This window comes from Streptococcus oralis SK610, assembly GCF_000257455.1.
GTDB lineage: Bacteria > Bacillota > Bacilli > Lactobacillales > Streptococcaceae > Streptococcus > Streptococcus oralis_CB.
The window spans coordinates 58,371-84,001 of record NZ_AJKQ01000003.1 but is presented as its reverse complement, the minus strand read 5'-3'; the positions used below and the strand labels follow the sequence as shown (position 1 = coordinate 84,001).

General features: G+C 41.2%; 32 protein-coding genes. 12 read left to right on the top strand and 20 right to left on the bottom strand.

Going from position 1 to position 25,631, the window contains the following annotated elements:
- Window positions 1-135 precede the first annotated feature (135 nt).
- The 6 genes from HMPREF1115_RS03280 to nrdR all read right to left on the bottom strand — a co-directional run bounded on the left by HMPREF1115_RS03280 (window position 136) and on the right by nrdR (window position 5,783).
- Window positions 136-987, bottom strand: a complete 852-nt coding sequence (locus HMPREF1115_RS03280; RefSeq protein ID WP_000830952.1) for a TPM domain-containing protein — start codon at window positions 985-987, stop codon at window positions 136-138.
- Between the two features lie 227 nt (window positions 988-1,214).
- On the bottom strand, window positions 1,215-2,525 hold the full coding sequence (der, locus tag HMPREF1115_RS03275) for a ribosome biogenesis GTPase Der (RefSeq protein WP_001207682.1): 1,311 nt from the start codon (window positions 2,523-2,525) through the stop codon (window positions 1,215-1,217).
- 13 nt (window positions 2,526-2,538) lie between these two features.
- Window positions 2,539-3,252 carry an NADPH-dependent oxidoreductase gene (locus HMPREF1115_RS03270; RefSeq protein WP_000140867.1) on the bottom strand — a complete coding sequence of 238 codons (714 nt, stop codon included), beginning with the start codon at window positions 3,250-3,252 and terminating at the stop codon, window positions 2,539-2,541.
- Window positions 3,249-4,145 (bottom strand): primosomal protein DnaI, encoded by an 897-nt coding sequence (dnaI, locus tag HMPREF1115_RS03265; RefSeq protein WP_000446492.1) that lies wholly within the window; start codon window positions 4,143-4,145, stop codon window positions 3,249-3,251. Before dnaI ends, HMPREF1115_RS03270 begins: the two co-directional genes overlap by 4 nt.
- Window positions 4,146-5,309 (bottom strand): DnaD domain protein, encoded by a 1,164-nt coding sequence (locus HMPREF1115_RS03260; protein WP_000803922.1) that lies wholly within the window; start codon window positions 5,307-5,309, stop codon window positions 4,146-4,148.
- Window positions 5,310-5,783 carry a transcriptional regulator NrdR gene (gene nrdR, locus HMPREF1115_RS03255; protein ID WP_001203678.1) on the bottom strand — a complete coding sequence of 158 codons (474 nt, stop codon included), beginning with the start codon at window positions 5,781-5,783 and terminating at the stop codon, window positions 5,310-5,312. It abuts the gene before it with no gap.
- Between the two features lie 140 nt (window positions 5,784-5,923).
- Here nrdR and HMPREF1115_RS03250 point away from each other — a divergent pair, with 140 nt between their 5' ends.
- From HMPREF1115_RS03250 to gggC, 4 genes are all read left to right on the top strand, one after another.
- Window positions 5,924-6,289: a GntR family transcriptional regulator gene (locus tag HMPREF1115_RS03250; protein ID WP_000119117.1), complete on the top strand. Its 366-nt coding sequence runs from the start codon at window positions 5,924-5,926 to the stop codon at window positions 6,287-6,289.
- A 4-nt stretch (window positions 6,290-6,293) separates the two neighbouring features.
- Window positions 6,294-6,989, top strand: coding sequence for an ABC transporter ATP-binding protein (locus HMPREF1115_RS03245; RefSeq protein ID WP_000173188.1), 696 nt, complete (start codon window positions 6,294-6,296; stop codon window positions 6,987-6,989).
- Window positions 6,990-7,004: 15 nt separating this feature from the next.
- Window positions 7,005-7,733 carry a hypothetical protein gene (locus HMPREF1115_RS03240; protein ID WP_000498773.1) on the top strand — a complete coding sequence of 243 codons (729 nt, stop codon included), beginning with the start codon at window positions 7,005-7,007 and terminating at the stop codon, window positions 7,731-7,733.
- A gap of 127 nt (window positions 7,734-7,860) precedes the next feature.
- Window positions 7,861-9,408 (top strand): streptosactin export ABC transporter GggC, encoded by a 1,548-nt coding sequence (gggC, locus tag HMPREF1115_RS03235; RefSeq protein ID WP_000946536.1) that lies wholly within the window; start codon window positions 7,861-7,863, stop codon window positions 9,406-9,408.
- A 52-nt stretch (window positions 9,409-9,460) separates the two neighbouring features.
- Here gggC and HMPREF1115_RS03230 read toward each other — a convergent pair whose 3' ends face one another.
- Window positions 9,461-10,156, bottom strand: a complete 696-nt coding sequence (locus tag HMPREF1115_RS03230; RefSeq protein ID WP_001288950.1) for an LrgB family protein — start codon at window positions 10,154-10,156, stop codon at window positions 9,461-9,463.
- Window positions 10,153-10,527, bottom strand: coding sequence for a CidA/LrgA family protein (locus HMPREF1115_RS03225; protein WP_002879833.1), 375 nt, complete (start codon window positions 10,525-10,527; stop codon window positions 10,153-10,155). Before HMPREF1115_RS03225 ends, HMPREF1115_RS03230 begins: the two co-directional genes overlap by 4 nt.
- Before the next feature lie 196 nt (window positions 10,528-10,723).
- Here HMPREF1115_RS03225 and HMPREF1115_RS03220 point away from each other — a divergent pair, with 196 nt between their 5' ends.
- The 7 genes from HMPREF1115_RS03220 to queF all read left to right on the top strand — a co-directional run bounded on the left by HMPREF1115_RS03220 (window position 10,724) and on the right by queF (window position 14,270).
- Window positions 10,724-11,104, top strand: a complete 381-nt coding sequence (locus HMPREF1115_RS03220) for a MarR family winged helix-turn-helix transcriptional regulator (RefSeq protein WP_000221641.1) — start codon at window positions 10,724-10,726, stop codon at window positions 11,102-11,104.
- A gap of 97 nt (window positions 11,105-11,201) precedes the next feature.
- Window positions 11,202-11,423, top strand: coding sequence for a DUF4649 family protein (locus HMPREF1115_RS03215; RefSeq protein ID WP_000570263.1), 222 nt, complete (start codon window positions 11,202-11,204; stop codon window positions 11,421-11,423).
- A 15-nt stretch (window positions 11,424-11,438) separates the two neighbouring features.
- Entirely contained in the window at window positions 11,439-11,753 is a 315-nt protein-coding gene (gene trxA / locus HMPREF1115_RS03210; RefSeq protein WP_001029581.1) for a thioredoxin, read from the top strand.
- A gap of 202 nt (window positions 11,754-11,955) precedes the next feature.
- Entirely contained in the window at window positions 11,956-12,609 is a 654-nt protein-coding gene (gene queC, locus HMPREF1115_RS03205; protein ID WP_000820631.1) for a 7-cyano-7-deazaguanine synthase QueC, read from the top strand.
- Window positions 12,609-13,052 (top strand): 6-carboxytetrahydropterin synthase QueD, encoded by a 444-nt coding sequence (queD, locus tag HMPREF1115_RS03200; protein WP_000464562.1) that lies wholly within the window; start codon window positions 12,609-12,611, stop codon window positions 13,050-13,052. The genes queC and queD overlap by 1 nt, the downstream gene beginning before the upstream one ends.
- On the top strand, window positions 13,045-13,761 hold the full coding sequence (queE, locus tag HMPREF1115_RS03195; RefSeq protein ID WP_000196455.1) for a 7-carboxy-7-deazaguanine synthase QueE: 717 nt from the start codon (window positions 13,045-13,047) through the stop codon (window positions 13,759-13,761). Before queD ends, queE begins: the two co-directional genes overlap by 8 nt.
- Window positions 13,762-13,778: 17 nt before the next feature.
- Window positions 13,779-14,270 (top strand): preQ(1) synthase, encoded by a 492-nt coding sequence (queF, locus tag HMPREF1115_RS03190; protein ID WP_000082582.1) that lies wholly within the window; start codon window positions 13,779-13,781, stop codon window positions 14,268-14,270.
- A gap of 217 nt (window positions 14,271-14,487) precedes the next feature.
- On the opposite strand, the gene HMPREF1115_RS03180 is transcribed toward queF, so the two are convergent.
- The 7 genes from HMPREF1115_RS03180 to HMPREF1115_RS03150 form a co-directional block, all read right to left on the bottom strand.
- Complete coding sequence (locus HMPREF1115_RS03180; RefSeq protein WP_000714822.1) at window positions 14,488-15,156, bottom strand: MIP/aquaporin family protein; 669 nt, start codon at window positions 15,154-15,156, stop codon at window positions 14,488-14,490.
- A gap of 110 nt (window positions 15,157-15,266) precedes the next feature.
- Complete coding sequence (locus HMPREF1115_RS03175; RefSeq protein ID WP_001253151.1) at window positions 15,267-16,058, bottom strand: DUF2785 domain-containing protein; 792 nt, start codon at window positions 16,056-16,058, stop codon at window positions 15,267-15,269.
- 122 nt (window positions 16,059-16,180) lie between these two features.
- Window positions 16,181-16,495 carry a hypothetical protein gene (locus tag HMPREF1115_RS03170; RefSeq protein ID WP_000959512.1) on the bottom strand — a complete coding sequence of 105 codons (315 nt, stop codon included), beginning with the start codon at window positions 16,493-16,495 and terminating at the stop codon, window positions 16,181-16,183.
- Window positions 16,489-16,905, bottom strand: a complete 417-nt coding sequence (locus HMPREF1115_RS03165) for a hypothetical protein (protein WP_000359226.1) — start codon at window positions 16,903-16,905, stop codon at window positions 16,489-16,491. Before HMPREF1115_RS03165 ends, HMPREF1115_RS03170 begins: the two co-directional genes overlap by 7 nt.
- The gene (locus HMPREF1115_RS03160; protein ID WP_000037151.1) at window positions 16,893-18,176 is read right to left on the bottom strand and encodes an alpha/beta hydrolase family protein; all 1,284 of its coding nucleotides are present in this window, start codon (window positions 18,174-18,176) and stop codon (window positions 16,893-16,895) included. The genes HMPREF1115_RS03165 and HMPREF1115_RS03160 overlap by 13 nt, the downstream gene beginning before the upstream one ends.
- A gap of 9 nt (window positions 18,177-18,185) precedes the next feature.
- The gene (locus tag HMPREF1115_RS03155; RefSeq protein WP_000745945.1) at window positions 18,186-18,863 is read right to left on the bottom strand and encodes a hypothetical protein; all 678 of its coding nucleotides are present in this window, start codon (window positions 18,861-18,863) and stop codon (window positions 18,186-18,188) included.
- Window positions 18,864-18,998: 135 nt separating this feature from the next.
- A complete protein-coding gene (locus HMPREF1115_RS03150; protein WP_000749825.1) occupies window positions 18,999-19,697 on the bottom strand; it encodes a hypothetical protein in 699 nt (232 codons plus the stop codon).
- Window positions 19,698-20,021: 324 nt separating this feature from the next.
- Between HMPREF1115_RS03150 and HMPREF1115_RS03145 the strand changes: the two genes are divergently transcribed.
- On the top strand, window positions 20,022-21,002 hold the full coding sequence (locus HMPREF1115_RS03145; protein WP_001227414.1) for a hypothetical protein: 981 nt from the start codon (window positions 20,022-20,024) through the stop codon (window positions 21,000-21,002).
- Window positions 21,003-21,093: 91 nt separating this feature from the next.
- On the opposite strand, the gene pepF is transcribed toward HMPREF1115_RS03145, so the two are convergent.
- The 5 genes from pepF to HMPREF1115_RS03120 all read right to left on the bottom strand — a co-directional run bounded on the left by pepF (window position 21,094) and on the right by HMPREF1115_RS03120 (window position 25,631).
- Window positions 21,094-22,890 (bottom strand): oligoendopeptidase F, encoded by a 1,797-nt coding sequence (gene pepF / locus HMPREF1115_RS03140; RefSeq protein ID WP_000435597.1) that lies wholly within the window; start codon window positions 22,888-22,890, stop codon window positions 21,094-21,096.
- A 10-nt stretch (window positions 22,891-22,900) separates the two neighbouring features.
- A complete protein-coding gene (locus tag HMPREF1115_RS03135) occupies window positions 22,901-23,644 on the bottom strand; it encodes a 16S rRNA (uracil(1498)-N(3))-methyltransferase (RefSeq protein ID WP_001188175.1) in 744 nt (247 codons plus the stop codon).
- 1 nt (window position 23,645) lies between these two features.
- Window positions 23,646-24,596 (bottom strand): 50S ribosomal protein L11 methyltransferase, encoded by a 951-nt coding sequence (gene prmA, locus HMPREF1115_RS03130; RefSeq protein ID WP_002881931.1) that lies wholly within the window; start codon window positions 24,594-24,596, stop codon window positions 23,646-23,648.
- Window positions 24,597-24,733: 137 nt separating this feature from the next.
- On the bottom strand, window positions 24,734-25,207 hold the full coding sequence (locus HMPREF1115_RS03125; RefSeq protein ID WP_000631232.1) for a GNAT family N-acetyltransferase: 474 nt from the start codon (window positions 25,205-25,207) through the stop codon (window positions 24,734-24,736).
- Entirely contained in the window at window positions 25,194-25,631 is a 438-nt protein-coding gene (locus HMPREF1115_RS03120) for an NUDIX hydrolase (RefSeq protein ID WP_000401983.1), read from the bottom strand. The genes HMPREF1115_RS03125 and HMPREF1115_RS03120 overlap by 14 nt, the downstream gene beginning before the upstream one ends.

Here is a 25,631-nt window from a genome sequence, read left to right as displayed (position 1 = left end):
TCAACTTTTCTGAGAAAATACTCAGATTTTAAATCAATTTCCCAAACTTTGTTTTTATTTTTAATTAAGGAGTGAACTGTTGCAAAGGAATCACCTTACTGTATGGAGAAATCGGTTTGAGCAATATATGATCACTCACCAGTCATCAGACGAACCACCGCCATCAAAGCCACCGCCGTCCCAGCCTCCAGATGAGTCGGAGCCTGAGTCAGACCAAGAAGATCCTGAATCTGATGAGTCACTACCCCACCAGCCACCGCCAGAATCATCGCCATGTGAACCACCACCACGACCTCCAGATATAAATCCGATAATCATCACGATGAAGTAAATGAGAATTCCAAATCCGATAACTCCGTCACTCGAACTGCTTTTTCGATGACGTCGTGAAGAACTCCTCTCACCAGCATACCTTTCCAGTTCCCTTAAGCGACTAGAGTTGGTAGTATAGTCGTAACTACTTTTAGAACTTGAAGCAGTCGTACTCGATCCACTATAGAACATGTAGTTGAGATTATTGACTATTGAGAGAACACCCTTGTTATAATCACCATTTTTAAAGTAAGGACGTGCTGTTGTCAAGAACCTGTGAGTCTGATAGTCAGTGATCTTACTGGCCACATTATTACTGGTTTCAATCCGTGATTTTCTATCTTGGACTGCTACCACAATCAAGACACCGTGATTGTCTCCCGAGTAGCCAATCTTCCAAGCTCTAGCTGTTTCATTGGCTACAGTCTCGATTGTTTCTCCATCTAAGCTTTTCACAACGTAAACACCCATCTGGAATTTTTCTGATTTTTTACTATTGACATTATTCAATTCCCGAATCTGACTTATAGTCTCATCCGTTAGATAGTGATCCGGGTCATAGATTCCGTACTCAGGTTTTTCAGGTGCTGTAAATGCTGACAAGAAGAGAAAGACCATCAGCAATCCAAGCAAGCGAACCAACAAACTATGTTTAAATAATCTGCTTCTTTTCATAATAACCTCCCTGATAAAGGAAAATTGATTTAAGGAATTATAGCATTTTGATTTTTACAAAAAAAGTGCATTTTCATTACAAATAGATTACAAAATCTAGGAAAATGATTGAAATTTGATGACAGATTCTCCTCCAATTTGATAGGTTCTTTTCTCCCCTTTTAGATAGAAAAAAGAAGACTATGAAGTCTTCTTTCAATTTATTTTTATAGGAAAACAAGCAAGACTTACTTGCGTTTTCTCGCGATCAAGTGAATCGGTGTTCCTTCAAAGACAAAGGCCTTGCGGATTTGATTTTCCAAGAAACGCAAGTAAGAGAAGTGCATGAGTTCTTCTTCATTGACAAAGATGACAAAGGTTGGTGGCTTGGTTGCTACTTGGGTTGCGTAGAAAATCTTGAGGCGTTTTCCTTTGTCTGTCGGTGTTGGATTGATAGCAATGGCATCCATAATCACATCGTTCAAGACTGCTGATGGGATACGGGTGTTTTGACTCTCGCTAATTTGCTTGATCATCTCAGGCAGTTTATGGAGACGTTGCTTGGTAAGAGCTGAAACAAAGACAATCGGCGCATAAGGCAGATATTGGAACTGCTCACGGATATCCTCTTCCCATTTTTTCATGGTGTGGTTGTCTTTCTCAAGAGTATCCCACTTGTTAACCACGATGATCATCCCTTTACCTGCTTCGTGGGCAAAACCTGCGATGCGTTTGTCATACTCACGAATACCTTCTTCTGCATTGAGGACCATCAAGACCACATCGGAACGGTCAATAGCACGCATGGCACGCATGACAGAGTATTTCTCTGTATTTTCGTAGACCTTACCAGACTTACGCATACCAGCTGTATCAATCATGGTAAACTCTTGTCCATCCGTATCTGTAAAATGGGTATCAATGGCATCACGCGTTGTTCCAGCTACTGGACTGGCAATCACGCGATCTTCTCCCAAAATGGCGTTAATCAAACTTGATTTTCCAACGTTAGGACGGCCAATCAAGCTAAATTTAATCACGTCTGGATTTTCTTCTTCGACTTCATGTGGTAGATTATCCACGATGGCATCCAGCACATCACCCGTACCAATACCATGGACAGACGAGATGGGCAGCGGCTCACCCAAGCCTAGCGCATAGAAATCAAAGATATCATTTCGCATCTCAGGATTGTCAACCTTGTTAACGGCAAGGATAACAGGTTTATGGGTCTTATAAAGTTTACGAGCTACGTACTCATCTGCATCTGTGATTCCTTCTTTCCCAGACACCACAAAAACAATGACATCAGCTTCTTCCATAGCGATTTCCGCCTGGTGCTTGATTTGCTCCATGAAGGGAGCATCGACGTCGTCAATCCCTCCCGTATCAATCATACTAAAGGAACGATTGAGCCACTCACCCGTTGCATAGATACGGTCACGTGTCACGCCCTCGACATCTTCTACGATTGAGATCCGCTCACCAGCGATCCGATTAAATAGGGTTGATTTCCCAACATTGGGACGTCCCACAATGGCAATAGTTGGTAAGGCCATGTTTTCTCACTTTCTACAATAACTTTTTCTGTTCTAGATTTTTCCGAGTTGAACTAGGTTCGGCTTGACCAAACTGCTCTGCCAAACGCTGACTCCAAGAGGTCGTCGCACGCGCACCAGCATAGTCTGCCTGAACTTTGTCATAGTCCAAAATCGCTGCTACTGGCTGTTCTTGGTATTCTTCTTCAAAAACCACTTGGTTCAAAGGCAGTCTTGGTTTGACATCGTGTTGTTGATCTGGCACGCCAAGGGCAATCCCAAAAACAGGATAGGTGTAGTCAGGCAGGTTAAAAAGCTCTGCCACTTCTTCTGACTTATAACGGACCAAACCGATAATCACACCACCATATCCCAGACTCTCAGCCGCAAGCAAGGTGTTTTGCCCCGCAAGCGCAGCATCCACAGACGTGATGAGGAGACCTTCCACTCCTTGGGGTTGGAAAGTGTCCGTATGAAGGCTTGCTCCCTTTTCAGCTCTGTTCAAGTCACCGACAAAGAGCAAAAAGGCTGCTGACTGGCGAATGGCTTCCTGAGGAACCAATTCAAAAAGAGCATCTTTCTTCTCTTGACTACGTACAAGAATCACAGAGTAAGATTGGAAATTTTTCCAAGATGAAGCCATTTGAGCAGCAATCAAGATTTCATTTAAGTGTTCTTGAGAAATCTCTTGCTCCTTAAAGCGACGAACTGAAGTATGGGCTCTCATCAGTTTAATGGTTTCTGTCATCGGCGATTTTCTCCTTCTAGTCTTGTCTCCTCAGCCAAATAACGGATTCGTTCCATAACCCGTCTAGCTTCCCAAGTCTCATCATTCCCATTCTTTCCTTTGGCAAAATGTTTTTCCAAATCTTGGAAATTAAAGTTGGAAGTAAAGAAGGTCGGCAAATCTTCCTGCATACGATACTGGAGAATGACTTGTAGAATCTCATCACGCACCCAAGGGGTTGACTGCTCTGCACCAATGTCATCCAAGACCAAGACTTCTGCTAACTTGATCTCATCTACCAAGGTCTTCACAGATCCTTCACCGATGGCATTTTTCACATCAATGACAAAACTTGGATAGTGGAGAATGGTTGTTGAAGCACCACGTTTTTCCGATAGGTCGTGAGCCAAAGCCGCCATCATGAAACTCTTGCCAACACCAAAATCTCCGTAAAGATAGAGACCTTTTCGGATACTTGGGTAAAGGTCAACAAAGGCATAGAGTCTCTCAAAAATCGGCAAGCGTCCTAGATCATCTAGGTCAATCTGAGCCAATTTTGCTTTCTTAAGACTTGCTGGTAGATTGATCAACTTGAGACGATTCTTGATGGCCGCCTCTTTTTCAGCCGCGATTAGCTCTGGTGTTTCTTCATAAGATACATCTGCATAGCCGTGATTCATGACCAAGATAGGCTTGTAGCCACGCGCTATATAGTCAGCATCCCCACGAAGAAACTTATCCCGTTCTGTGATATATTGGTTGAACTTGGAGATGCTGCGATTTAACTCCTCTTGGCTGAGGGATTCTTTCTGGATAAAAGCCGCTACATCGGGGTCCTTCATGATTTGCTGGACCAAGTCCTGATACTGAAAACGACTTGTCTGACGTTTGATTACATCACCAACACTTTCCATCTAGTCTCCTCCTTCTTCTAATCGGGCTAACATTTCTTGTTTTTTACGTTCTAGTTCCAGACGAGTTTCCTCACTGGTTTGATTTTTATATTCTGGATTACTCCACTTAGGAACATTTGTCTTAGTCGAGCTAGTTTTCGGTTTCTGGTCTTCCTGGCCTTTTTGCTGACGCTCTCGAATCCGAAGCACAGCTTCTTCTGCTGTTCGAATTTTTTGGTAAGCATAGTCATTAGCGACCTTCATGGCATATTTTTCATTGACATTAGCCGAATCAACCTTGTTAAAAGTTAGAAGCAAGACGATATTGATGACTTCGTCCAACAAGCCTAAAGACGCCATCTGGTGAAGGAGTTCTCTTTCGCTCTGGGTGATGTTCCCCTTACGCGTTTGCTTGATTTCCGCTAAAAAGTGCAGGGGAGTTTTATTTTTGGCTTCCCTGATAATAGTCATTTCTTTGGGGCTAAAGTCAGAAGATGCTGACTTTTGCGCTATCTTTTCACGCATGCGTTTGACTGAAATAACCTGAGCCACTGTAGTCGCCTTGGCTAATTGATAGGTTTCAAACCAGGTCCATTTTTTTTCATCTGCGATGGCAAACAATTCCAAAACATCCGCCTGCTCGTCTTTAAAACGCAAACCATCTCGAGCCATCAGGCGCTGGAAATGTTCCAAATCAAAATCATTTTTTAACTTGCTTTTAGACTCGCTTGGTTTCACTTCTTCAGTCAGGGTTGGAAAGACTTGACTCAAAGAAACAGAGAGTGCTTCTCCCTCACTTGGAGCCTGCTTCATGGAAGCGACTGCAGTATCCCCAATCTTTTTCTCTAATAATCTGCTATAGACAGAATGGCTTAGAAATTCTTGACTGGAGAGGGGAGAATGGAGCTGCAATTCATAGTTCTCCCCCTTCTGATAAAGGGTCAACAGATCTAAGGCAGATAAGACTTTAAAGGATTGGAGCAAGGTCGGCATGCCAAAGTTCAAATGGTTGAGAATATGGGAAAAGAGGTGTTCTTTTTGCCCTCCATCCCAAAAAGTAATGGCATATAGATAGAGGCTCAGTGCCTCCTGACCGATAATCGGGAGGTAGCACTGCACCAGAGAAGAGGTATCTTGCGACACCCGATTATTCTTTAGAAAAGAAAAACGGTCATTTGGTTTCATCTATTTTTCCTTTTTCTTCTTAGAGGACTGGGTGATTTGCTGGAGCAGACTCTCCAACTCACTCACATCCTTAAAGCTACGATAAACACTGGCAAAACGAACATAGGTAATCTCATCAAGCTCTGCCAATTCTTCCATGACTAAGGACCCAATATATTCACTTTGGATCTCATTCTCACTGCGACTACGGAGTTTTTGCTCGATGCGATTGACCACCATGTTGATTTCATCACTTGACACAGGACGCTTCTGGGCTGAGCGGATAATCCCATTAAAGATTTTATCTCTCGAAAATTGTTCTCGCGTACCGTCTTTTTTGACAACAACCAGCGTTCTTTCTTCTACTCGTTCATAGGTTGTAAAACGATGCTGACACTCGTCGCACTCACGTCTTCGACGGATGGTATTTCCTTCTTCGGCTTGTCGACTATCAACAACACTAGACTTGGTAGCCCCACATTTTGGACAACGCATGCATTTCCCTCCTTGTCGTTTTCTTTTCATTATACCATTTTTTGAGCAATTCCCAAAACAATTCTTATTTTTACTTGACAAGTTTTTTGTTTTATTGTATTATTTAATTAGAACAACAAAGACAAAGAAAGGAGACTATGATGTCCTGGTCATTTGATAATACAAAACCGATTTATTTACAGATTATGGAAAAAATCAAATTACAGATTGTTTCCCATGAACTGGAACCCAACCAACAGCTCCCTACCGTGAGAGATTTGGCGAGCGAGGCTGGGGTCAATCCTAATACCATTCAGCGCGCCTTGTCTGACCTTGAACGTGAAGGATTTGTATACAGCAAGCGGACAACTGGTCGTTTTGTCACCGAGGATTTGGACCTCATCCTTCAGTCCCGCAAACAACTTTCCGAGGAGCAACTGCAACAATTCGTCTCTTGCATGCTTCAATTTGGCTACAAAAAAGAAGAACTGCCAAATGTATTAAGCGACTATATTAAAGGAGTTTAAGACTATGACACTACTAGCACTTGAAAATGTAACAAAATCATATGGAGCAACCGCGGCACTTGACAATATCTCACTAGAGATCTCAGCCGGAAAGATTGTCGGGCTCCTTGGACCAAACGGATCCGGAAAAACAACCTTGATCAAACTGATCAATGGTCTCCTTCAACCAAATAAAGGACGTGTCCTCATTAACGGACAGGATCCAAGTCCTGCTACCAAGGCGATCGTCTCCTACCTACCAGATACAACCTACCTCAATGAAGAGATGAAGGTTAAGGATGCTCTAACCTATTTTAAAACCTTCTACCAGGATTTCAATCTCGAAAGAGCCCAACACCTTTTAGCCGATCTCGGTATTGATGAAAACAGTCGCCTCAAGAAACTATCAAAAGGGAACAAGGAAAAGGTCCAACTCATCTTGGTTATGAGCCGTGAAGCCCGCCTCTACGTTCTGGACGAACCAATCGGAGGCGTGGATCCAGCTGCCCGTGATTATATCCTCAATACCATCATCAACAACTATTCCCCAACTTCTACGGTGCTAATTTCAACCCACTTGATTTCAGATATTGAGCCAATCTTGGATGAGATTATCTTCCTCAAAGACGGAAAAGTCGTCCGCCAAGGAAATGTTGATGATATTCGTTACGAGTCAGGTGAATCAATTGACCAGCTCTTCCGCCAGGAATTTAAAGCCTAAGCAAAGGAGATTATTATGTTTTGGAATCTAGTTCGTTATGAATTTAAAAATGTCAATAAATGGTATCTGGCACTCTACGGTGCTGTGCTTGCAATTTCAGTTTTGATTGGAGCTTTTATTAGCAGCCTTAGCCAGAGTTACAATCCTAACAATGCTGCTTATTTCATCTTCTTTTTAGTACTAGTCTTTGGAGGACTCAGCGTCACTCTTTGGATTGCAACAATCTTTTTAATCATCCGAAGATTCAAGGGCAGTGTTTATGACCGCCAAGGGTACTTGACCCTGACCTTGCCTGTCTCTGAGCACCAAATCATCATCGCAAAACTTTTAGGTGGTCTTGTCTGGTCCATCTTAAGCTATATCGTCTTTATCTTGAGTATATTGATTATCTTCTTCTTAACACCAATAGAAAAAGACTTCACTGCCCTCTATAACTTCATTTCCCCTTACCTCAGCTACGGCTGGCTGTATGCGCTATCACTGTTTGTAGGTTCGATCGCATGGATTTTATCCATCTACCTCTCCATCTCTATCGGACAACTCTTTAATGAGTATCGAACAGCTATGGGGATTCTAGCCTATATCGTCATTGCCATCGTCATTGGTTATGTTTCTCTCTTTTTCCGAATTGAAAATGACTTTAACATGATGATTGGTACAGAAATTCTGCGCGATCTCTTTTTATCAGCTATCTACTATCTCGGTACCTACTATATCTTGAAAAACAAGGTTAACTTGCAATAAGTTAAAGGTCTAGCGACTCTGTATCGCTAGATCTTTTCTTTTAGATATATTGTATGAAAATGTGGATAAAAAGGAGTATAATAATTTTAAAAGTGATTACTGTATATTGATAAGGAGGGAGCTCTTTATGCTTAGAACGTTTGTTGCAAAGAAACACTTAACACTTTACTTCTTTTCGATTGCAATCACATGGCTGGAAGCGATTATTACGCCAGCGCTCATTCAGAGTATCGTTGCTAGTTTTACCAATCAAGAACTGGAACTTCTTTGGAAAGTGTTGATTCTGGGAATCCTTGGAAACCTCATCCTCTTACTGGGGCTAGCTGGAAAACGCTATTACTACGCTCGTTTGATTACTGATTTCAGATATGGAATTAAAAGCGCTATTTTCAAGCGATTCCTCAGCGGTTATGATATTGATGAAAAGGATATTTTGTCTGATTTAGAAAACGACGTCAACCAGTTAGAAAAGAGCTATATTGAGCCAACCGTTATCATTATTTCTTCTCTTGGTTTCACAACCGTCTCCATTCTATATGCCCTGTGGACTAATTTTTACCTAGGCTTGATTTTTATTCTCTTCTACTCCGTCCCTGTCCTCTGTAGTGCCATCGGATCTAAGCGTTTAGATTCACTTTCTGAAAAGCGATCCACTATTAACCAGAGCTACTTATCAAGCTTGACAAATTTTATTGGCGGTAGCCAACAGATTCGTCATTATCAGGGACAGGACTTCTTTTTTGCTCGCTATCAAAATCAGTTACAGACTAGTTTGGATGCGGAAATACGATATGAGAAACAACGTACCCTAAACAGTCTCTTTATCAATAGCATCGATGCCTTTTGCTCCGTTGCCCCTATTGTCATTGGCGGTTTTATGACCTATTATGGTTATTTAAACGCAGCTAGTTTTGTAGCCATTTATCTCGTTTCTCATAATATTGGCTATCAATTCCAAGAATTAGCCTACTTTACTAACACCCGAAAAGCAACTCAATACCTCTGTGAAAAGTACCAAGTACTTTTCACAAATTCTAGTCCTATTTCTACTAGCACCTTCCAAAACATTTATCCCGTCCAACTAGAGAATATCTCTCTAGAAAAAGAGGGACAGGTCCTTTTATCCCCTCTTTCCATGCACATCAAGAAAGGAGAAAAGATTGCCATTATCGGTGAAAGTGGCTCTGGAAAAACGACTTTACTCAATATCATTCATGGAGAGTTGGCTGCGACCAGTGGACGGATTGCATTTGCTGGCCAAAGCCTATCACGCCAAGAAATCACGAGCGTTAGCTCCTATATCCTCCAAGATAGCCATTACTTTGACACGCTGTCTCTGGAAGACAATATCCTTCTAGGAATGACTAAAAAGCAAGAAAGGTTGAATCATATCCTCAAGACAACTGGTTTAGAACATTTGAAAAATCGAACTCTTAGCAACGATAGCCTGTCTGGTGGCGAGAAACAACGACTCGAAATCGCTCGCGCGCTCTATCACGACAGCCAACTCATCTTGGCTGATGAGATTAAGGCCAATCTTGACTTAGAGAATAGCAAAAAGATTAGCGACCTCCTCTTCTCGCTACCTCAGACAGTCATTGAAGTCATTCACCATTATACAGACGAGGACTTAAAACGCTACGACCAAGTCATTCATTTAAGCAAAGAAAAGTAAATCCTTACAAAATAAAATTGGAAAAAAGCAAGGAACTCAGCTTCCTTGCTTTTTAACTCAATATCAAACTAGCTACGATGGGGCTTACAAATACGTAGAGAATACCAGTAATACCGATAGCCAAGCCACCCATGGCTCCTGCTACAGAACCGTAGCGAAAAGCCGTTCCCGTTCCAACTGCGTGACCTGTTCCACCAAGGGAAAGACCAACAGCCACTGGATCGTCTATTTTCAACCACTTCAAAAGGGTTGGTCCGATGACACTGGTTAAAATCCCAGTTGCCACAACAACAACCACGGTCACAGTCGTCAAACCTTGCAATTTTTCTGTGATTCCCTCTGCCATGGCTGTCGTCACTGACTTGGGAAAGAGAGAAATGGCTAGGAAAAAGTCCATGCCAAAGATTTTCGCAACTAAGGCCGTAAAACTAGTATTGACGATCACTGCTAGCAGACTACCAAAGAGAATACTTCGAGCATGGTGCTTCATCAGATGAAAACTCTTATAAAGCGGAATCCCTAAAGCCACTGTTGACGGAACAATCAAATTGTTCAGATAAACCCCACCTTGATAGTAGTCTTGGTAAGAAATACCAGTCACCTTTAGAAAAATAATGATAAAAACAGCCGACAAAAGCAAGGGCGTTGTCAAAGGATGGGGAAAACGTCTATAAATCAACATCCCCACTAGATAAGCAAGGATAGACAGGGCAAGTCCAAACAGGGGATTGGAAACAAATTCACTCATTTGGCATCTCCTTTCTCATAATCTCCCTCAAATCGTCTCTTGATGAACTGAACTACCACTGCTATGAGGATAATATTGATGACAGCCGCAAAAAAGACAATCAAGACGATGGGCAAGAGATAGGGAGCAATCACATCAAACTTTTCCATGATTCCCACCGCTGGCGGCAAAAAGAGAATGGTCATATTGGCCAGCAGAAAATTCCCCACCATGTTGACATGCCTGGTCCTTAACCACTTGAACTGCAGGGCTAGAAAGAGAATCATCAAGCCGATAATACTGCCTGGGATGGGCAGATGAAAGAAACTGGAGATTCCCTCACCGATCAATGAAATCACAAAGAGAATCATTAATTGAACATATAATTTCATTCTAAACTCCACGAAATAGACTTCTTGCATACCAGTTTACTCTTTTTTCAGAAAATTTCAAGGAAATATTGCAATTCTTCTCTCTTGCACGGATTAGTTAAAAGTAGTATAATCATTGCATGCGCAATCATCTTGTATTGCAGAAACAGTCACTAATGACTTTGTGATTTTTACTTTGAAAAGAAAGGAGAAAGCAATGACCTACTTAGAAAAATGGTTTGACTACAACCGCCATCAAAAAGAAATGGAAGCCTTGTTGGAAGAAACTATTGCCCAGCAGAGTGAACAAAGGCTGAACTTGAAAGAGTTTTACCTGCTCTACTATTTGGATCTAGCCGATGAAAAATCCTTACGACAGATTGATTTACCCGATAAACTCCATCTCAGTCCGAGCGCTGTTTCTCGAATGGTGGCACGATTAGAAGAGAAAAACTGCGGTTTGCTTAGTCGCAGATGTTGCGATCAGGATAGACGGGCTAGTTTTATCTGCCTGACTGACGAGGGACAAACCACCCTAGCTTACCTGCAAAAAGCCGTCGAAGAAAGACTGGAAACGAGTCTTGATTTCATTTCTTAATCAGATTTTTTAAAAAAGTTGCGTGCGCAATCATTTTTCTTGACATTCCTCTTTTCAAGGAGTACAATAAAGTCAAGATCGAACAAAGGAGTTTTATATGATCGAAATTACTTATCTAGACGCCAGTAAGCAAGAGAGAACCATGACTTTCGAGTCTTACCAAGACTTTGAACGTTCTCAACACGCCTGCCTCATCGGCGTTGCTGATTACTATACTGTCCAAAAATTAACCTACAATGGTCATGATTTGGACTACCATGGGACTTATGGAGATGTTTTCTTCTATCTCATGAAACAAGATTTAAGCCAATATAACTAAAAAAGGAGAAATACAATGGCAAAAGCAATTACAGATGCAACATTTGAACAAGAAACAAAAGACGGTTTGGTCTTGGTAGACTTCTGGGCAACTTGGTGTGGTCCATGTCGTATGCAAGGTCCAATCTTGGATAAATTGTCTGAAGAACTTTCAGAAGATGTCTTGAAAATCGTTAAAATGGACGTTGATGAAAATCCAAATACAGCTCGTGCTTTTGGAATCATGTCTATCCCAACCCTTCTCTTCAAAAAAGACGGCCAAGTGGTGAAACAAGTTGCAGGTGTTCACACAGCAGAACAAATCAAGGCCATCGTTGCTGAATTGAGCTAATCACACGAGAGACCATGTACTTCATTTGGTCTCTTTTTTCTTACCCTTTGCCATTTTTCAAAAAATATGCTAGACTGTAGGTAGAATATTACGATGTTTGGGACATGCCATCGCTAAAAAAAACCTCTACTTGGTATTTTTTAGCTCCCCTCAAGGGAGCTTTTTGCGTGCTCTGAACATTTCCCATTTTAGAAGGAGTACTATGAAACGTCATTCAGCCTTGGTCGTCTTTAGCGGCGGTCAAGATTCCACAACCTGCCTCTTTTGGGCTAAAGAACACTATGAAACAGTCGAAGCCGTCACCTTTGCCTACGGCCAACGCCATCATCTCGAAATTCAAGTTGCTAGAGAAATCGCTAAGGAACAGGGCATTCGTCATCACATCTTAGATATGTCTCTGCTGGGACAAATCACTGAAAATGCCTTGACCTCTGATCTGGAGATTGAGCAAAAAGAGGGAGAGGTTCCCAATACTTTTGTTGACGGTCGCAACCACCTCTTTCTATCCTTTGCGGCAGTTCTTGCCAAGCAACGAGGTATTAATGATATCGTGACAGGTGTTTGCGAGACAGATTTCTCAGGCTACCCTGACTGCCGGGATGTCTTTGTCAAATCTCTCAATGTCACCCTCAACCTTGCCATGGATTACGACTTCGTTATCCAAACACCTCTCATGTGGCTAGACAAGGCTGAAACTTGGGAATTAGCCGACCAACTCGGTGCCTTTGACTATGTTCGTGAAAAGACCTTGACCTGCTACAATGGGATTATCGGTAGTGGCTGCGGAGATTGCCCAGCCTGCCATCTACGTCAGCATGGACTAGATGTTTATCTCTCACAGAAAGGAGAGTCCTAATGTTTTTTGCACCCAAAGAAATCAAACAGGAAACTGGGGAGCCTCTTGTCTACAACCCTCATAGAACCTTGGTATCAAAAGAATTTACCTTTGACGCTGCCCACCACCTCTTTCACTATGAGGGAAAATGCAAGTCCCTGCACGGCCACACCTATCATCTGCAGATTGCTGTCAGTGGATTTTTAGATGAACGTGGCATGACCTACGATTTTGGAGACATCAAAGCTATCTACAAGGACCACTTAGAGCCCCACTTGGATCATCGCTATCTCAATGAAACCCTGCCTTATATGAACACGACTGCTGAAAATATGGTTTATTGGATTTTCCAAACTATGAGTCAAGAGTTGCCAGACGAGCGCGGTCTCCGTTTGGAATACGTTCGCCTCTATGAAACTCCGACCGCCTTTGCAGAGTTTAGACGGGAGTGGTTAGATGACTAGGGAACGTGTCCTCAAACTACCAGTTCTGGAAATTTTTGGCCCAACCTTTCAAGGTGAAGGTCGTGCTATTGGGCAGAAAACTATGTTTGTCCGCACTGCTGGTTGCGACTACCACTGCGACTGGTGTGACTCCGCCTTTACTTGGGATGGTTCTGAAAAACCAACTCGCATGACGGCTGACGAAGTCATTGCTGCCTTAGATAAATTGGGAAACTACGACTACGTTACCTTGTCTGGCGGAAATCCTGCTATCCTAGCATCCAACATGGCTCAACTCGTCACCAAGCTCAAAGAACGCGGTGTCACTCTAGCTGTTGAGACCCAAGGCTCCCGCTGGCAAAATTGGTTAAAAGATATTGACCAGGTCACTCTGAGCCCCAAACCTCCTTCATCCAAGATGGAAGTCAACTTTGAAACCTTGGACTTTATCGTTTCCCAACTGGACCCAGGCAAGGTCACCTTTAAAATCCCTGTCTTTGACGATGCAGATTTGGCCTTTGCCAAAGGGATTCAAGAACGCTACCAACCAGATGTTCTCTTCTTATCAGCAGGAAATCCTGAACCCAAGGCTACAGGTAATATTGTCCAAGACCAACTAGACCGACTCAAAGAACTCTGGGAACGTGTCGCTACTGACGATAGCTGGGGCAATGTCCGCGTCCTTCCTCAACTTCATACCCTCCTCTACGACAACCAACGTGGTGTTTAAATTAGAAAGAAAAAATCATGTCACAACAAGAAGAAATGAAAAATCTTAGCCTCCTCGGCAACAAAGAAACCAACTACATTTTTGACTATCAACCAGAAGTCCTCGAATCTTTTGACAATCGTCATGTGGAAAATGACTATTTCATCAAATTCAACTGTCCTGAATTTACCTCGCTTTGTCCTATTACGGCTCAGCCAGACTTTGCGACCATTTATATTTCCTACATTCCTGACAAGCTCTGCGTCGAATCAAAATCCCTCAAACTCTACCTCTTTAGCTATCGAAATCATGGGGATTTTCACGAAAACTGTATCAACACCATCGGAAAAGACTTGGTTAATCTGCTAGATCCTCGCTATTTAGAGGTATGGGGAAAATTCACTCCGCGCGGTGGCATCTCAATCGACCCTTACTACAACTACGGTAGACCTGGAACTAAGTATGAAGGATTGGCAGAACAGCGTCTCTTCCAACACGACCTTTATCCAGAGAAAATTGACAACCGCTAAACTCATACTCAATGAAAATCAAAGAGCAAACTAGGAAGCTAGCAGCAGGTTGCTCAAAGCACTGCTTTGAGGTCGTAGATAAGACTGACGAAGTCAGCTCAAAACACTGTTTTGAGGTTGCAGATGGAACCTGACGTGGTTTGAAGAGATTTTCGAAAAGTATCATACGAAAAAGCCCTGTTCCTCAAACTGAGGAGCAAGGCTTTTTGAATTTCAATTATTCTTCTGTTCCAAGAAAGTTTTTCGCAACAAGTGCTGCAAGAACGCCACCAACGATTGGTGCAAGGATGAAAATCCATACTTGTAGAAGGGCTGCGCCACCGACCAAGACAGCTGGAGCCAAACTACGAGCTGGGTTTACTGAAAGGCCAGTAATGTTCAATCCCACAAGGATTAAGGCTGTCAATGACAAACCGATTACCAAACCAGCAATCGCGCCATTTCCTTTGCTTGCTGATGTTACAGTCATGATAATCAAAACAAACAAGAAAGTTGCGATGACTTCAAACAAGAAACCACCAAAGACAGTGACACCGTTTGCCAAGGCATTTTCACCAAGACTAGCAGTTGACATGCCTGAGTTAGACAAGAGGAAGAATACTGCAGCTGACGCAAGGAAAGCTCCAACCACTTGTCCAAGGATGTAGTTTACAAGCTCTGAAGATGACAAACGTTTGTTTACAAACATAGCAATCGAAACAGCTGGGTTCAAATGAGCACCTGAAACAGTTCCGATTGAGAAAGCTGCAACTACAATTGCTAAACCAAAGGCAAAAGCAATTCCAAGGTGTCCAAGGCCATTAAGACCATTTCCAAAAACAACAGCTCCTGTTCCAATGAACACAAGCATAAAAGTACCGATTAATTCAGCAACAAATTTTTTCATGATAAATCTCCTTTTTTTCAAACTATGTATTAGTCTATCAAAAGAAGGAAAGGGTTTCAAGAAAATTGACTGGAAATTTATTTGAAAATCATGAAACGACTCGCTTAGACTTAGTACTGAAAAGATTGAATGGCTTCTTTCAAGGCATCTTGTATACTATTTCTCTGGTCAAGTTGGATATAGACTTCCAACAGACAGGATCTGAAATTGGAAAATTTATAAAAATCTTCGGTCTCTTCTATCGGAAAGTCAACAGTTTTCATCCAAGAAGCTACTCGCTCTTGCTCTAATTTTCCTTGCAAAATGGGTTCATAAAGTACTCTCGCTAAGCGCCAATCCTCATCATTTGTAAAACGAATGGGAATTCTTTTAAATAATTGACCAAGTACATCAAATACTTCATAATCTCTGTTTTTAGGAAAATCTGGATGACATACTACTTCCGTCAAGAGATCCGCTCCATGCGCAAAAGTATGAACCCAACCATACTGACTTGAAAAACCTGTTGTATCCTTTTCTTTTGAAAGATAGTGCAAGCCTTGATTTAAAAGGATATTACGAATTTCTGATTTCAACCCCTGATAAAAAATCGATTTCTGGTTGGCATCCACAGACAATAGATTTGCATAAATAAGCGCCCTAAAAGAACGTTTAAGAGTTGAAACCCCTCTACTATCAATCTCTTTGTATAAACCTTCATCAGATGAGACTTCTTCTGAGATAAACTGAAACTGCTCAAGGGAAAACAACTCTTCTTGAATCCCTCTAGCCAAACTCGTAAAAACAAGTTCGTCTCGAATTTCTGGAGAGGCATCTCCTAAATGCTCAAGCAACCACTGAATTTCTTCTTGGCTATAGCTTGGTTTTTCTTCTATCACTTTTCTTTGTAATTTTCGACGCATCTCAAGTACCTCTACATTTCTAGTAACTTATCAAAAAGTCATCCGCAGATGTCTTTGAAGAGGAATATTTGGAAAAATAGTTGGAGGGGGAAATCGAGAAGGTATAGGGCATGGTTAAAAAACTATTTTTTCTTTTTCGGAGTTAAATCTTCAAAAGATGCACTATTTTTACTAATAGTCTCGCTAATTGCTTTTTGTCCTAAACCATTAATTGAACTATCCATTTGAGCTGTTAAAGTCGTTACAGCTGTCTTATTTGTCATAGCAAGAACCCCTATCTCCTCATCGTACTTATCTACAATACCTTTTCTACCTGATTTTATAGGAGGAGCACAAAATGCTTTGATAGCTGCTCTTTCTAATGTTTTTTTGATTTCTCGTCTGGCTGATTCTGACATAGGTCCAATCAAAGCATCTATGACTAAATCCACTAGCATTTCTTCTGCCTCCTTTCTAACTCATAAAAGTCTTTTCTTTGACTATAACTCTCTTCTAACTCTTTTTCTAAGCGAGAGCGCTCTTTTCGGTACTGAGTCTGCAACTCTTCATCTTTTGCCTCTATTTTAGCATATTGACGAAGATACTCACTCCTTGTCTCAACTGAATAAGATTCTAAGAGTATCAAAAATTGGTGGCGCGCGCTCTCATCTCCAGAATTCTGTCTACCAAAATCATAAGCAATGTTTTCAAACTCCTCATATAGTCTTGTTAACTGAGAACGATTATCATCCAAATTTTCATAAGATTTTTCTATTTTCTTCTTAGCAGTTCTATAGTCATCCTCCAAGGACAAAAGACCATCTTCTTGCTTTTTTATTTTAATTTGGATTTCTTCTAGTTTGTCCATTGATTAATATCCCTTGCTAAGCTTTCGTCTCCTTCAACTGCCTGTTCAACACCTTTCTGAATGTTGGTTTCCAAATCCGTAAAGGCTTTTACAATCGCAGCTGATTTACTTACTTTTTCATCAAAATGTCTCTGAGTCTCACCCACAATACTATCATACGTTACCCCAGCTTCTGCATAGACATCCTCTATCTCATCATAAGTTAACTCTGTTACAAACCAGGGAACTTCCTTACTTTTATCGTAGAGTGTTTCAGCATCTGTAACAGCTTTTTTCGCCACTGCCTCAATCTCGCTGTGTCCGTTACTGACACTCTCTGTCATTGCCATCGCAACAGCTGTTGCTTGGACGCTGTCCAAGAAAAACATCTCATGGCTACTTATACTACCATCTGATAAAAATTTAGTATTCAACTGTTTTAGAAGTCCGTTTTTAACACCTTGTAATTTCTTCAGGGTCTCATAGTTCTTCTTTTCAAGTCCAGTCATTTTTTCTGGACTCTGTTTTTCCAAAATATCCTTGATTTGGTTAATTTGATTTTTATCACCCGTAATATCTGGGTCAATATTGTGCCCACCAGAATTTTCAAGCAAATAATCTTCTCCCAAGTAGACACCCAAAAAAGGCATTGAGATATTGTTAAGAAAGTCGTCCTGTGTTCGAATTCTTACCACTTGACCTGTGAATGTCTTTTCTTTATTGATTATTTTCTCCCTTGCCGAATCCCAAGGAGTTAGATAATCTATGATTCTATCTTTAGAATCGATAAGGCCCTCTAAGTAGAGAGGCGCTGCGTTATATACCACAGTACGCGGAGCGTTATACTCTAAGGCCACCCTCTGAGCGATGTTCCCTCCTAAAGAATGTCCTGTTAGAGTAATGTTATCACCGTATCTCTGTCGAATCCTTTCATAAAATTTGAAAGCTTCATCATAATGATAACCGAACGCCATGATTATACCACCGACATCTGTCGCGACATCTGTCGCTATGTCCGCATTAGGATTTGTTCCCGTATAGGCAATGATCACCTCTCCACTATCCTTATCTAGGAAGGCTGTACCACTTGTACCAGTGGAATCATCATGAAAATCATCTAGATATTGGAGGTTGGAGGGGAGAGGTTTACTTCTGTCTACTGCATTAAGAAGTTGTTTTCTATCATCATGTCCAATTTCAGGTTGATTAACTCGCACATTCTCAAATTCGTAAGTCAGATTTGCTGCATCTAGAGTAGCAATACCACTATTCGCTGTATCCTTTTTACTCATACTTCTCTCCTAATTCGATACTCTCTCCTTAAAATAATAGCCATCATTAAAATCAACAGTAACAGAATAGTAATAAAAGTCATCTAACCTCAAAGAACTACCAAATCCTAGCACTGTTTCAACTTGTTGCTGTTTATTAAAATATTGGTTAATCGTTGTGTTTTTAATAATATAATCTATATCAAAAGAACCATTATTTCCGTTAAAATGTTTGTTTTTTAATGATAATTTACTTAAAAATTCTTTATCTATACCAAGTTTTTGAAACAAGAAACCATCAAACTTCCACATTTTTTTAGCGGTTTCTTCATTAGAAAAAATAAATTTGTTGTCTACATATTTAACACTTACTACTACTTCTTCGCTTTTTGGTGCATCATCCTTCGCTGGGATTTTAGAAAGAGTACCCGTTATTGTATGCGATGTTGCATCACCTTTCAACTTAATTTCTGTAATAGAATCATCAATTCCATCACTTTTCTTTTTAGAATAGACCTGCTCAATCTCAAACCCTTCCGGAAATTGCTTAAACAAATCAAAAAGATTCTCGGTTGGATAGACACGACTGACCTCGGAGACTTTGTTCTCAATCCATTCTCGACTATTTTTATTTTCTCCACACCCTGCCAATCCTATCATGATCAATCCTCCTAAAAGTAACATTGTGAGAAATATGCGTTTTTTCATAACCCTCTCCTTACTTATGATATTCAATAAAACAACTAATCATAGTTCCCTTATAGTATACCATAAAAGCAACATTTCCTTGCATCTTGTTCAAATTCGTAAGTCAGATTAGACGCATCTAAAGTTGGAATTCCACTATTGGCCATTATATACCTCCGCATTTGATACTGTTTCTCTAAAATAATAGCCATCATTGTAATCTAGTAAAATTGAGTAGTAGTAATAACCCTCGTTTTGTAGAGAACTTCCAATCTCTAGTACGGATGTTTCAGAATCATTTTTATGAAAATAATTATTTATTACCTCGTTTTCTGTAAAATATAAAATACTAAAACCATTTGTCACGTTATTATACGATTTCTCTTTTAATCTTAACTTAGAAAATTCTGTTTTATTTAAAGTCAACTTTTGAAATAAAAATCTGTCAAACTTCCATATTTTTTTAGCGGTTTCTTCATCAGAAAAAATAAATTTGTTGTCTACATATTGAACACTTACTAACTCCTCTTCGATTTTTGGTGCATCATCCTTCGCTGGAATTTTAGCAAGAGTACCTGTTATTGTATGCGATGTCGCATCACCTTTCAGCTTAATTTCTGTGATAAAATCGTCAATTCCTTCACTTTTCTTTTTAAAATAGACCTGCTCAATCTCAAACCCTTCTGGAAATTGCTTAAACAAGTCAAAGAGATTCTCGGTTGGATAGACACGACTAACCTCAGAGATTTTGTTCTCAATCCATTCTCTACTGTTCTTATTTTTTCCACATCCCGCCAATCCTATCATGATCAATCCCCCTAAAAGTAATATTGTGAGAAAAGTGCTTTTTTTCATAACCTTCTCCTTATTTATGATGTTCAATAAAACAGTTAACTTTAATTCATTTATAGTATATCAAAAAGTAACTTTTAAAACTAAATCTAGTAAACAGAAGAAAATCTATTCTTAGTTTATACCGAAAGATAAAATTATATTTACCATAAATATAAACACGCTATCTGCTAGTATGACACTTGGATTCCGAGAAACCAAAGTAATTCTGTTTGACTTCCCTTTCTTTCATGTTAAAAGTTATATCACTTTCAATTTGAGATATAGAAATCCTATATTCATGGTATAATGGATTATGAAATAAAAACAATGGCAAAGGAGACTACCATGAGAAAAAAGTTTAGAGTTTATTTTCTAACCACTGCAACGATTTTAGCATTTGGCCTCGTCGGCTGTTCATCTAAACCATCAACCACTGCTCCAAGCAATACAGAAGGTACTACAAATACAGAGACAGCAACCTACCATAAGAAAGATGTAACTGGTCCTGCTGCTTCATTTGACTGGAATGCCAAAGTTGAACCTACCAACTATGAGAGAACCTTTGTTGAAACCAACAGTGGCAGTCAATTTAATAAAACATTAGATCGCACGAAAGAGGCGGCTGAGAATCTTGAAAAAAAGAAAAAGGAAATTTCTGATCCTAAGGTTCAAACAGCCCTCAAATTAGTGGATGCTGTCTTTGTCAATCAAGAAAATTTTGACTTAGTTGTGAAATCAGCGGGTGCTAGCAATCAAGAAGAGTTATTTGATAAGATTTGGAACGAATATTTAGTCCCTGAGTTAACTAAAATCCGTCCGAATTTTTCAAATGATACCATCTTTGAGTATAAGGGAGAAAAATATCCTCTGAAAATTTATGCACCAATGTTTTTCAAGGTCAACACTAATGCATTAGGAAAAGCAGGTGCCTATACTCTTGAGGACTATAAGGTAGAAGGCGACTTGGTTTATTTGAAATTTATGTCCCCATCTGTAGATACTTACCAATATGAAGTCAAAGCATCCTATCACACAGACAGTCTCGAATTCTTTCAAGGACTGGCAGAAGAACAACAAAAAGTTCTTGAAACAGACTATGCTAAAGCTCTAAATATTCGATTTGTTTATCAATTAGCGGCTCTTGATTTTAATGCAAATAACTATGTCGACTTAGAGGGAATGGATTATCTTGATCGCAACACTCATTACCTCGCCATAAAAGTGGATAATAATGGAGAAGCTAGCCTTGATAATGAAAATCTCGCCAACCTTTTACAAATTAGCATGAAGGCTTCAAATGAAGCCAATAAAGGAAAATTTGAATAAATCTTTAAAGCATGAAAAAATCACCTAAAACAGGTGATTTTTGTGTATTCATCTTATCGATAAACCGTCTTAAATCCGACACTGGATACCCTTACTCTCCCAACTGGGCACTGTAGGCGATAATCTGGTCAACTGTATCAGACAAGAACTGGATGGTATCACGGAGTGGTTTATCTGTTGAGATATCCGCTCCGATAATCATGGCTGACTCAAGCGGTGTCTTGCTACCACCTGATTTTAGGAGATTGAGCCAGTCTTCGGCTCCAGTTTCTGAATGTTTCAGATGAAGGTAACCCGCTGTCGAGATGACTAGTCCAGCTGAGTAGGTGTAGCTATACAAGCCCATGTAGTAGTGGGCCTGGCGCATCCAAGTGAGCACCGCATCGTCGTCAATTTCAATGGCATCTCCCCAGAAATCCGTCAAGACTTCCTTCATAATGCTGTTAAGTTTGCTTGCTCCGAAGGTTTCTCCTTCTTCAATCAATGTATAAACCTTGCGCTGGAAGGCTGCTTCCAAGAGGTGAGTAATAAAGTTATGGAAGTAGGTGTCTGTCAAACGGTGAGCAAGGGCAAAGCGTTTTTGACGCGGATCGTCAGACTGGTGCTCCAAGTAATCACTTAAAAGCAATTCATTGAAGGTTGACGGCGCTTCGACATAGTAAGTAGACATGTGGGCATTAAAGTAACTCTGATGATTGTCAGAAAAGATAAATTGACCAGAATGCCCAATTTCATGAATCAAGGTATAGACATCGCTCAAACGGCCTGTCCAGCTCATGAGGACATAAGGGTGCACGCGATATGGATCCGCCGCATAACCGCCAGAATCCTTGCCACTATTGGCAGCGAAGTCCACCCAACGTTCTTCTTGATAGCGAGCAACTTCCTGACAATATTCTTGTCCCAAAGGTTCAACTGACTTCATGACCAAATCATAGGCGTCGTCAATAGTCACTTCAGGATTAAGAGCACTATCCAAATCCAATTTCCAGTCTGCAAAGGTCATCTTTTCAAGACCATTGACCTTGGCAACATGCTTGAGGTATCTCTGAGCTACTGGTGCAAAGTCCTTCATGATGAGGTCTATCTGACGATCAAACATGGCACGATCCACTTCTTGCTCAGCCAGAAGATAGTCAAAAACTGAGTCGTAGCCCTTCATATCAGCCAAGAGTTTTTCAGACTTGACCTGAGCTAAGTAGGCTGCCGCAGCTGTATTTTGGTGCTTACGAAGTCCCTCTGAGAAGGAACGGAAGGATTTCTCACGAACCTCAGCGTCCTCGTGATTTTGGTAGAAATTTTCATAAGTCACAAAGCTGTTTTTGTAGGTCTTGCCATGGGCTTCAAAGTCAGCCATTTCAAAGTCCCCAGCTCGCATCTTGGTGTAAATATCCTGTGGACTGTAGAAAACTTCGCCCAGATTGGTCAAGGCCTTTTCCACATCTGCCCCAAGATAGTGGGCTTTTTTGATTTTTGCCTGACGAATGGCAGCTGTCAAATGTGGCAGTTCACCCAAACGGTCCAAGACTTCCTCGTCTGCTGCTACCAAAGCGTCGTCAAAGAAAGTCAAGGCTACGCTGGCATCTGTTTCAAATTCCATCCCAGCTTGGGCAATGTTGGCAAAATCTTCATTGCTATAGTCTGTCGTCTGAGGCATAAAAGCATAATTGCCGATATGGCTCATCTGGATATAGATTTGCTCCAATTCCGCAAAGGCCTTTTCAAAATCCTCAAAAGTGTGAAGATTGCCCTTGTAGTCACGGCTAAATTGGTTAATATCTTCGCGTGTTTTCTCAATGGCACGCAAGAAATCCTCACGGTCTTGGTATAGGGCGGTTAAATCCCAAAGTTCCTTCTCTGGAAATTCTGAACGGTGTTTTTGTTCCATTTTCTTCCTCTTATTTCTCTAATTCTAATAATACACTAAGGGCTGATAAGGCATAAAGCGGGGCTGTTTCTGCTCGCAAAATGCGAGGACCAAGTCCTGCAAGAACAGCTCCTTTGGTTTCAAAACTTTCGATTTCCACAGGTGAGAGACCGCCTTCTGGGCCAAAGATAAAGAGCAATTTGGCTCCTGTTTCAAGACCAGTGACTGCTTGCAGAAGCGCAGCGGTTTCTCCTTCTTTTGCTGATTCTTCATAGGCTACTACAATAGAGTCAAACTGGTCCAGCTGGGCTAGAAAGTCTGCTTTTTTTTCGAAAAGCTGAATACTTGGAACGATATTACGCTTGCTTTGTTCGGCTGCTCCAAGGGCAATTTTTTCTAGTTTTTCGGCTTTCTTGCCCAATTTTTTACCATCCCACTTGGCGACGGACCAGTCAGCAGGAAATGCCCAGATTTGGCTAGCTCCCAGTTCCGTCACTTTTTGAGTGATGAACTCCAGCTTGTCTCCCTTGGGAAAGCCGGATGCGATGGTCACTTGGATTGGTAGTTCTACATTATCAGCTAATTCTTCGAGCAATTCAAACTGACGGGCTTCCACATTTAGCACGCGCGCCAAACGCTTGATACCATCCTCAAAGACCAAGGTCACTTCATCATCTTCTTTCAGGCGCATGACCTGAAACATGTGCTTGCTGGTTTCCTTGTCCTCAATGGTGACAGGCGAGGTAGCATTACCCTTGACAAAATACTGCTGCATGCTAGCCTCCAATCACACCAGAAATATCCTTGGTTTTCTTGAAGACACAGGCATTCCACTCCCCTTGGATCATGTGGGTTTCAAGGAAGAAACCAGCTGACTCAGCTGACTCACGTACCATGTCCCACTTGTCCTTGATAATGCCACTCATGATGAGATAGCCTTCATCCTTGACCAAGCGATAAGCATCATCCGTCAGATGAATGAGAATATCCGCTAAGATATTAGCCACAATCACGTCTGCCTCAATCTCAACCCCCTTAAGCAAATCTCCAGCAGCAACATGGATATTTTCCATGCCAGGGTTGAGCTCAATATTTTCCTGAGCCACACGAACAGCCACGTCATCCAGGTCATAGGCGAAAATTTCCTTGGCACCCAAAAGTGAACTAGCAATGGAAAGGACACCTGAACCTGTCCCCACATCCAGCACAGTTTCGCCACCACGAAGAACCTGCTCCAAAGCAAAAAGACTCATCTTAGTGGTTGGATGCGTTCCAGTTCCGAAGGCCATACCAGGATCTAGCTTGATAATCTTTTCTCCCGTAGTCGCCTCATAGTCCGTCCAAGACGGCACAATGGTCAAGTCATGAGTGATGCGGGCGGGCTCGTAATATTTCTTCCAGTTGTCTGCCCAGTCTTCCTCAGCCAAGGCAGTCGTCCCCATCTTGACCTCACCCAAATCCATAAAGTCTGTCAATTCTGCTAGACGAGCCTGCAAGTCCGCCTCAACCACTGCCACATCAACCATATTCGGATAGTAGGCGGTCACCACAATTTCTTCCTGCTGATCAACCTCTGGGAAAATCTCACCAAAACGGTCGATATTCCCCACATAGTCCATACTGTCTTCGATCGCAACACCTTGCGCTCCCAGCTCAATCAAGAGATTGGAAACCAATTCCTCTCCCTCACGCTTCACTGTAACTTTTAACTCTTGCCATGTTTCCATAATTAAGATACCAAGCCCGTAAAACACAAAGCCAAAATAGGAAACTCTCTGAAGACGCTTGTGTCTATGAGAAGTTTATCTTTTTGGCACAGTGTTTAGGGCGGGTTCAGTTTAGAAATGTAACCGAACCATCCTTTCTATTTGTCAATCAATTTTTTCATGTAGACCATATCCATACCTTCTTTTTCAGGTTCGATATGGGTTTGGCAGTAGCCATTTTTCTCATAAAAAGCGACCATGCCCGCATCCTGTAATACCGTACACAAATCCCACTGTTTAATAGTCGAAAATTCCTTTTCCAGCAATCTCAATCCCTCAGAACCATAACCTTTTCCTTGATACTGGGGTAAAATCGCTGCCGTTCCCAACCAAGCCTCCGTCAACTCTTCATTGGTCTGAATTCGTAAAAAACCAATCTTTTCTTCATCTTCTTTCACAAAGTAATAATAGCTATTAGGACGTTCTACCAGTTTCCACTTGATTCGTTCGCGGTCCTCCAGATAAGGATCATACTCATCTTGGTATTTCTCATAAACCGCCTTAAAACTGGCTCTTTGAATGGCAATAATCGTTTCTAAATCTTCCGCCCTTGATCTCTCAAGTGTTATCATAATTCTCCTCCAAATAATCCCTCACCCTGTCCTGCAACTGGGGCACAACCTTATCTGAGCTAAGAAACTCCTCAATACTCATCAGTTTGTAGCCCTGTCCCTCATCGCCAAAGACGATACTATCAAACTGTTCCTGCCTTAACTTGCCAACTAGAAAGACGGATTCTTTTCCCTCAAAAAGCATACTTGGGTAAACCTTACTCCAAAGCAGACAATCCTCAGTCAGATGAATTCCTAGTTCTTCGTAAACTTCACGCGCCGCGCACTCAAAAGGACTTTCATTCCCCTCACGGCCACCACCTGGTAACTCCCACATATTAGGCCAAGGAATGCTGGGCTTGTCATCGCGTAAGATAGTTAAAATCCTATCCTCACAAAAGAGGGCAATTTTGCAACCTGTGAAATCAGAAATTTCTATTTCCAT

Bases quoted from the DNA above. Each gene is read 5' to 3' on its own strand.
- HMPREF1115_RS03120 (WP_000401983.1), bottom strand. From the start codon at position 25,631: ATGGAAATAGAAATTTCTGATTTCACAGGTTGCAAAATTGCCCTCTTT.
- HMPREF1115_RS03180 (WP_000714822.1), bottom strand. From the start codon at position 15,156: ATGAAAAAATTTGTTGCTGAATTAATCGGTACTTTTATGCTTGTGTTC.
- queE (WP_000196455.1), top strand. From the start codon at position 13,045: ATGACTAGGGAACGTGTCCTCAAACTACCAGTTCTGGAAATTTTTGGC.
- HMPREF1115_RS03270 (WP_000140867.1), bottom strand. From the start codon at position 3,252: ATGACAGAAACCATTAAACTGATGAGAGCCCATACTTCAGTTCGTCGC.
- trxA (WP_001029581.1), top strand. From the start codon at position 11,439: ATGGCAAAAGCAATTACAGATGCAACATTTGAACAAGAAACAAAAGAC.
- HMPREF1115_RS03145 (WP_001227414.1), top strand. From the start codon at position 20,022: ATGAGAAAAAAGTTTAGAGTTTATTTTCTAACCACTGCAACGATTTTA.
- HMPREF1115_RS03260 (WP_000803922.1), bottom strand. From the start codon at position 5,309: ATGAAACCAAATGACCGTTTTTCTTTTCTAAAGAATAATCGGGTGTCG.
- queD (WP_000464562.1), top strand. From the start codon at position 12,609: ATGTTTTTTGCACCCAAAGAAATCAAACAGGAAACTGGGGAGCCTCTT.
- HMPREF1115_RS03220 (WP_000221641.1), top strand. From the start codon at position 10,724: ATGACCTACTTAGAAAAATGGTTTGACTACAACCGCCATCAAAAAGAA.
- HMPREF1115_RS03155 (WP_000745945.1), bottom strand. From the start codon at position 18,863: ATGAAAAAACGCATATTTCTCACAATGTTACTTTTAGGAGGATTGATC.
- pepF (WP_000435597.1), bottom strand. From the start codon at position 22,890: ATGGAACAAAAACACCGTTCAGAATTTCCAGAGAAGGAACTTTGGGAT.
- HMPREF1115_RS03225 (WP_002879833.1), bottom strand. From the start codon at position 10,527: ATGAAATTATATGTTCAATTAATGATTCTCTTTGTGATTTCATTGATC.
- queC (WP_000820631.1), top strand. From the start codon at position 11,956: ATGAAACGTCATTCAGCCTTGGTCGTCTTTAGCGGCGGTCAAGATTCC.
- HMPREF1115_RS03165 (WP_000359226.1), bottom strand. From the start codon at position 16,905: ATGGACAAACTAGAAGAAATCCAAATTAAAATAAAAAAGCAAGAAGAT.
- nrdR (WP_001203678.1), bottom strand. From the start codon at position 5,783: ATGCGTTGTCCAAAATGTGGGGCTACCAAGTCTAGTGTTGTTGATAGT.
- HMPREF1115_RS03175 (WP_001253151.1), bottom strand. From the start codon at position 16,058: ATGCGTCGAAAATTACAAAGAAAAGTGATAGAAGAAAAACCAAGCTAT.
- HMPREF1115_RS03160 (WP_000037151.1), bottom strand. From the start codon at position 18,176: ATGAGTAAAAAGGATACAGCGAATAGTGGTATTGCTACTCTAGATGCA.
- prmA (WP_002881931.1), bottom strand. From the start codon at position 24,596: ATGGAAACATGGCAAGAGTTAAAAGTTACAGTGAAGCGTGAGGGAGAG.
- HMPREF1115_RS03150 (WP_000749825.1), bottom strand. From the start codon at position 19,697: ATGAAAAAAAGCACTTTTCTCACAATATTACTTTTAGGGGGATTGATC.
- HMPREF1115_RS03245 (WP_000173188.1), top strand. From the start codon at position 6,294: ATGACACTACTAGCACTTGAAAATGTAACAAAATCATATGGAGCAACC.
- gggC (WP_000946536.1), top strand. From the start codon at position 7,861: ATGCTTAGAACGTTTGTTGCAAAGAAACACTTAACACTTTACTTCTTT.
- HMPREF1115_RS03135 (WP_001188175.1), bottom strand. From the start codon at position 23,644: ATGCAGCAGTATTTTGTCAAGGGTAATGCTACCTCGCCTGTCACCATT.
- HMPREF1115_RS03170 (WP_000959512.1), bottom strand. From the start codon at position 16,495: ATGCTAGTGGATTTAGTCATAGATGCTTTGATTGGACCTATGTCAGAA.
- HMPREF1115_RS03280 (WP_000830952.1), bottom strand. From the start codon at position 987: ATGAAAAGAAGCAGATTATTTAAACATAGTTTGTTGGTTCGCTTGCTT.
- dnaI (WP_000446492.1), bottom strand. From the start codon at position 4,145: ATGGAAAGTGTTGGTGATGTAATCAAACGTCAGACAAGTCGTTTTCAG.
- HMPREF1115_RS03230 (WP_001288950.1), bottom strand. From the start codon at position 10,156: ATGAGTGAATTTGTTTCCAATCCCCTGTTTGGACTTGCCCTGTCTATC.
- HMPREF1115_RS03240 (WP_000498773.1), top strand. From the start codon at position 7,005: ATGTTTTGGAATCTAGTTCGTTATGAATTTAAAAATGTCAATAAATGG.
- queF (WP_000082582.1), top strand. From the start codon at position 13,779: ATGTCACAACAAGAAGAAATGAAAAATCTTAGCCTCCTCGGCAACAAA.
- HMPREF1115_RS03250 (WP_000119117.1), top strand. From the start codon at position 5,924: ATGTCCTGGTCATTTGATAATACAAAACCGATTTATTTACAGATTATG.
- HMPREF1115_RS03215 (WP_000570263.1), top strand. From the start codon at position 11,202: ATGATCGAAATTACTTATCTAGACGCCAGTAAGCAAGAGAGAACCATG.
- HMPREF1115_RS03125 (WP_000631232.1), bottom strand. From the start codon at position 25,207: ATGATAACACTTGAGAGATCAAGGGCGGAAGATTTAGAAACGATTATT.
- der (WP_001207682.1), bottom strand. From the start codon at position 2,525: ATGGCCTTACCAACTATTGCCATTGTGGGACGTCCCAATGTTGGGAAA.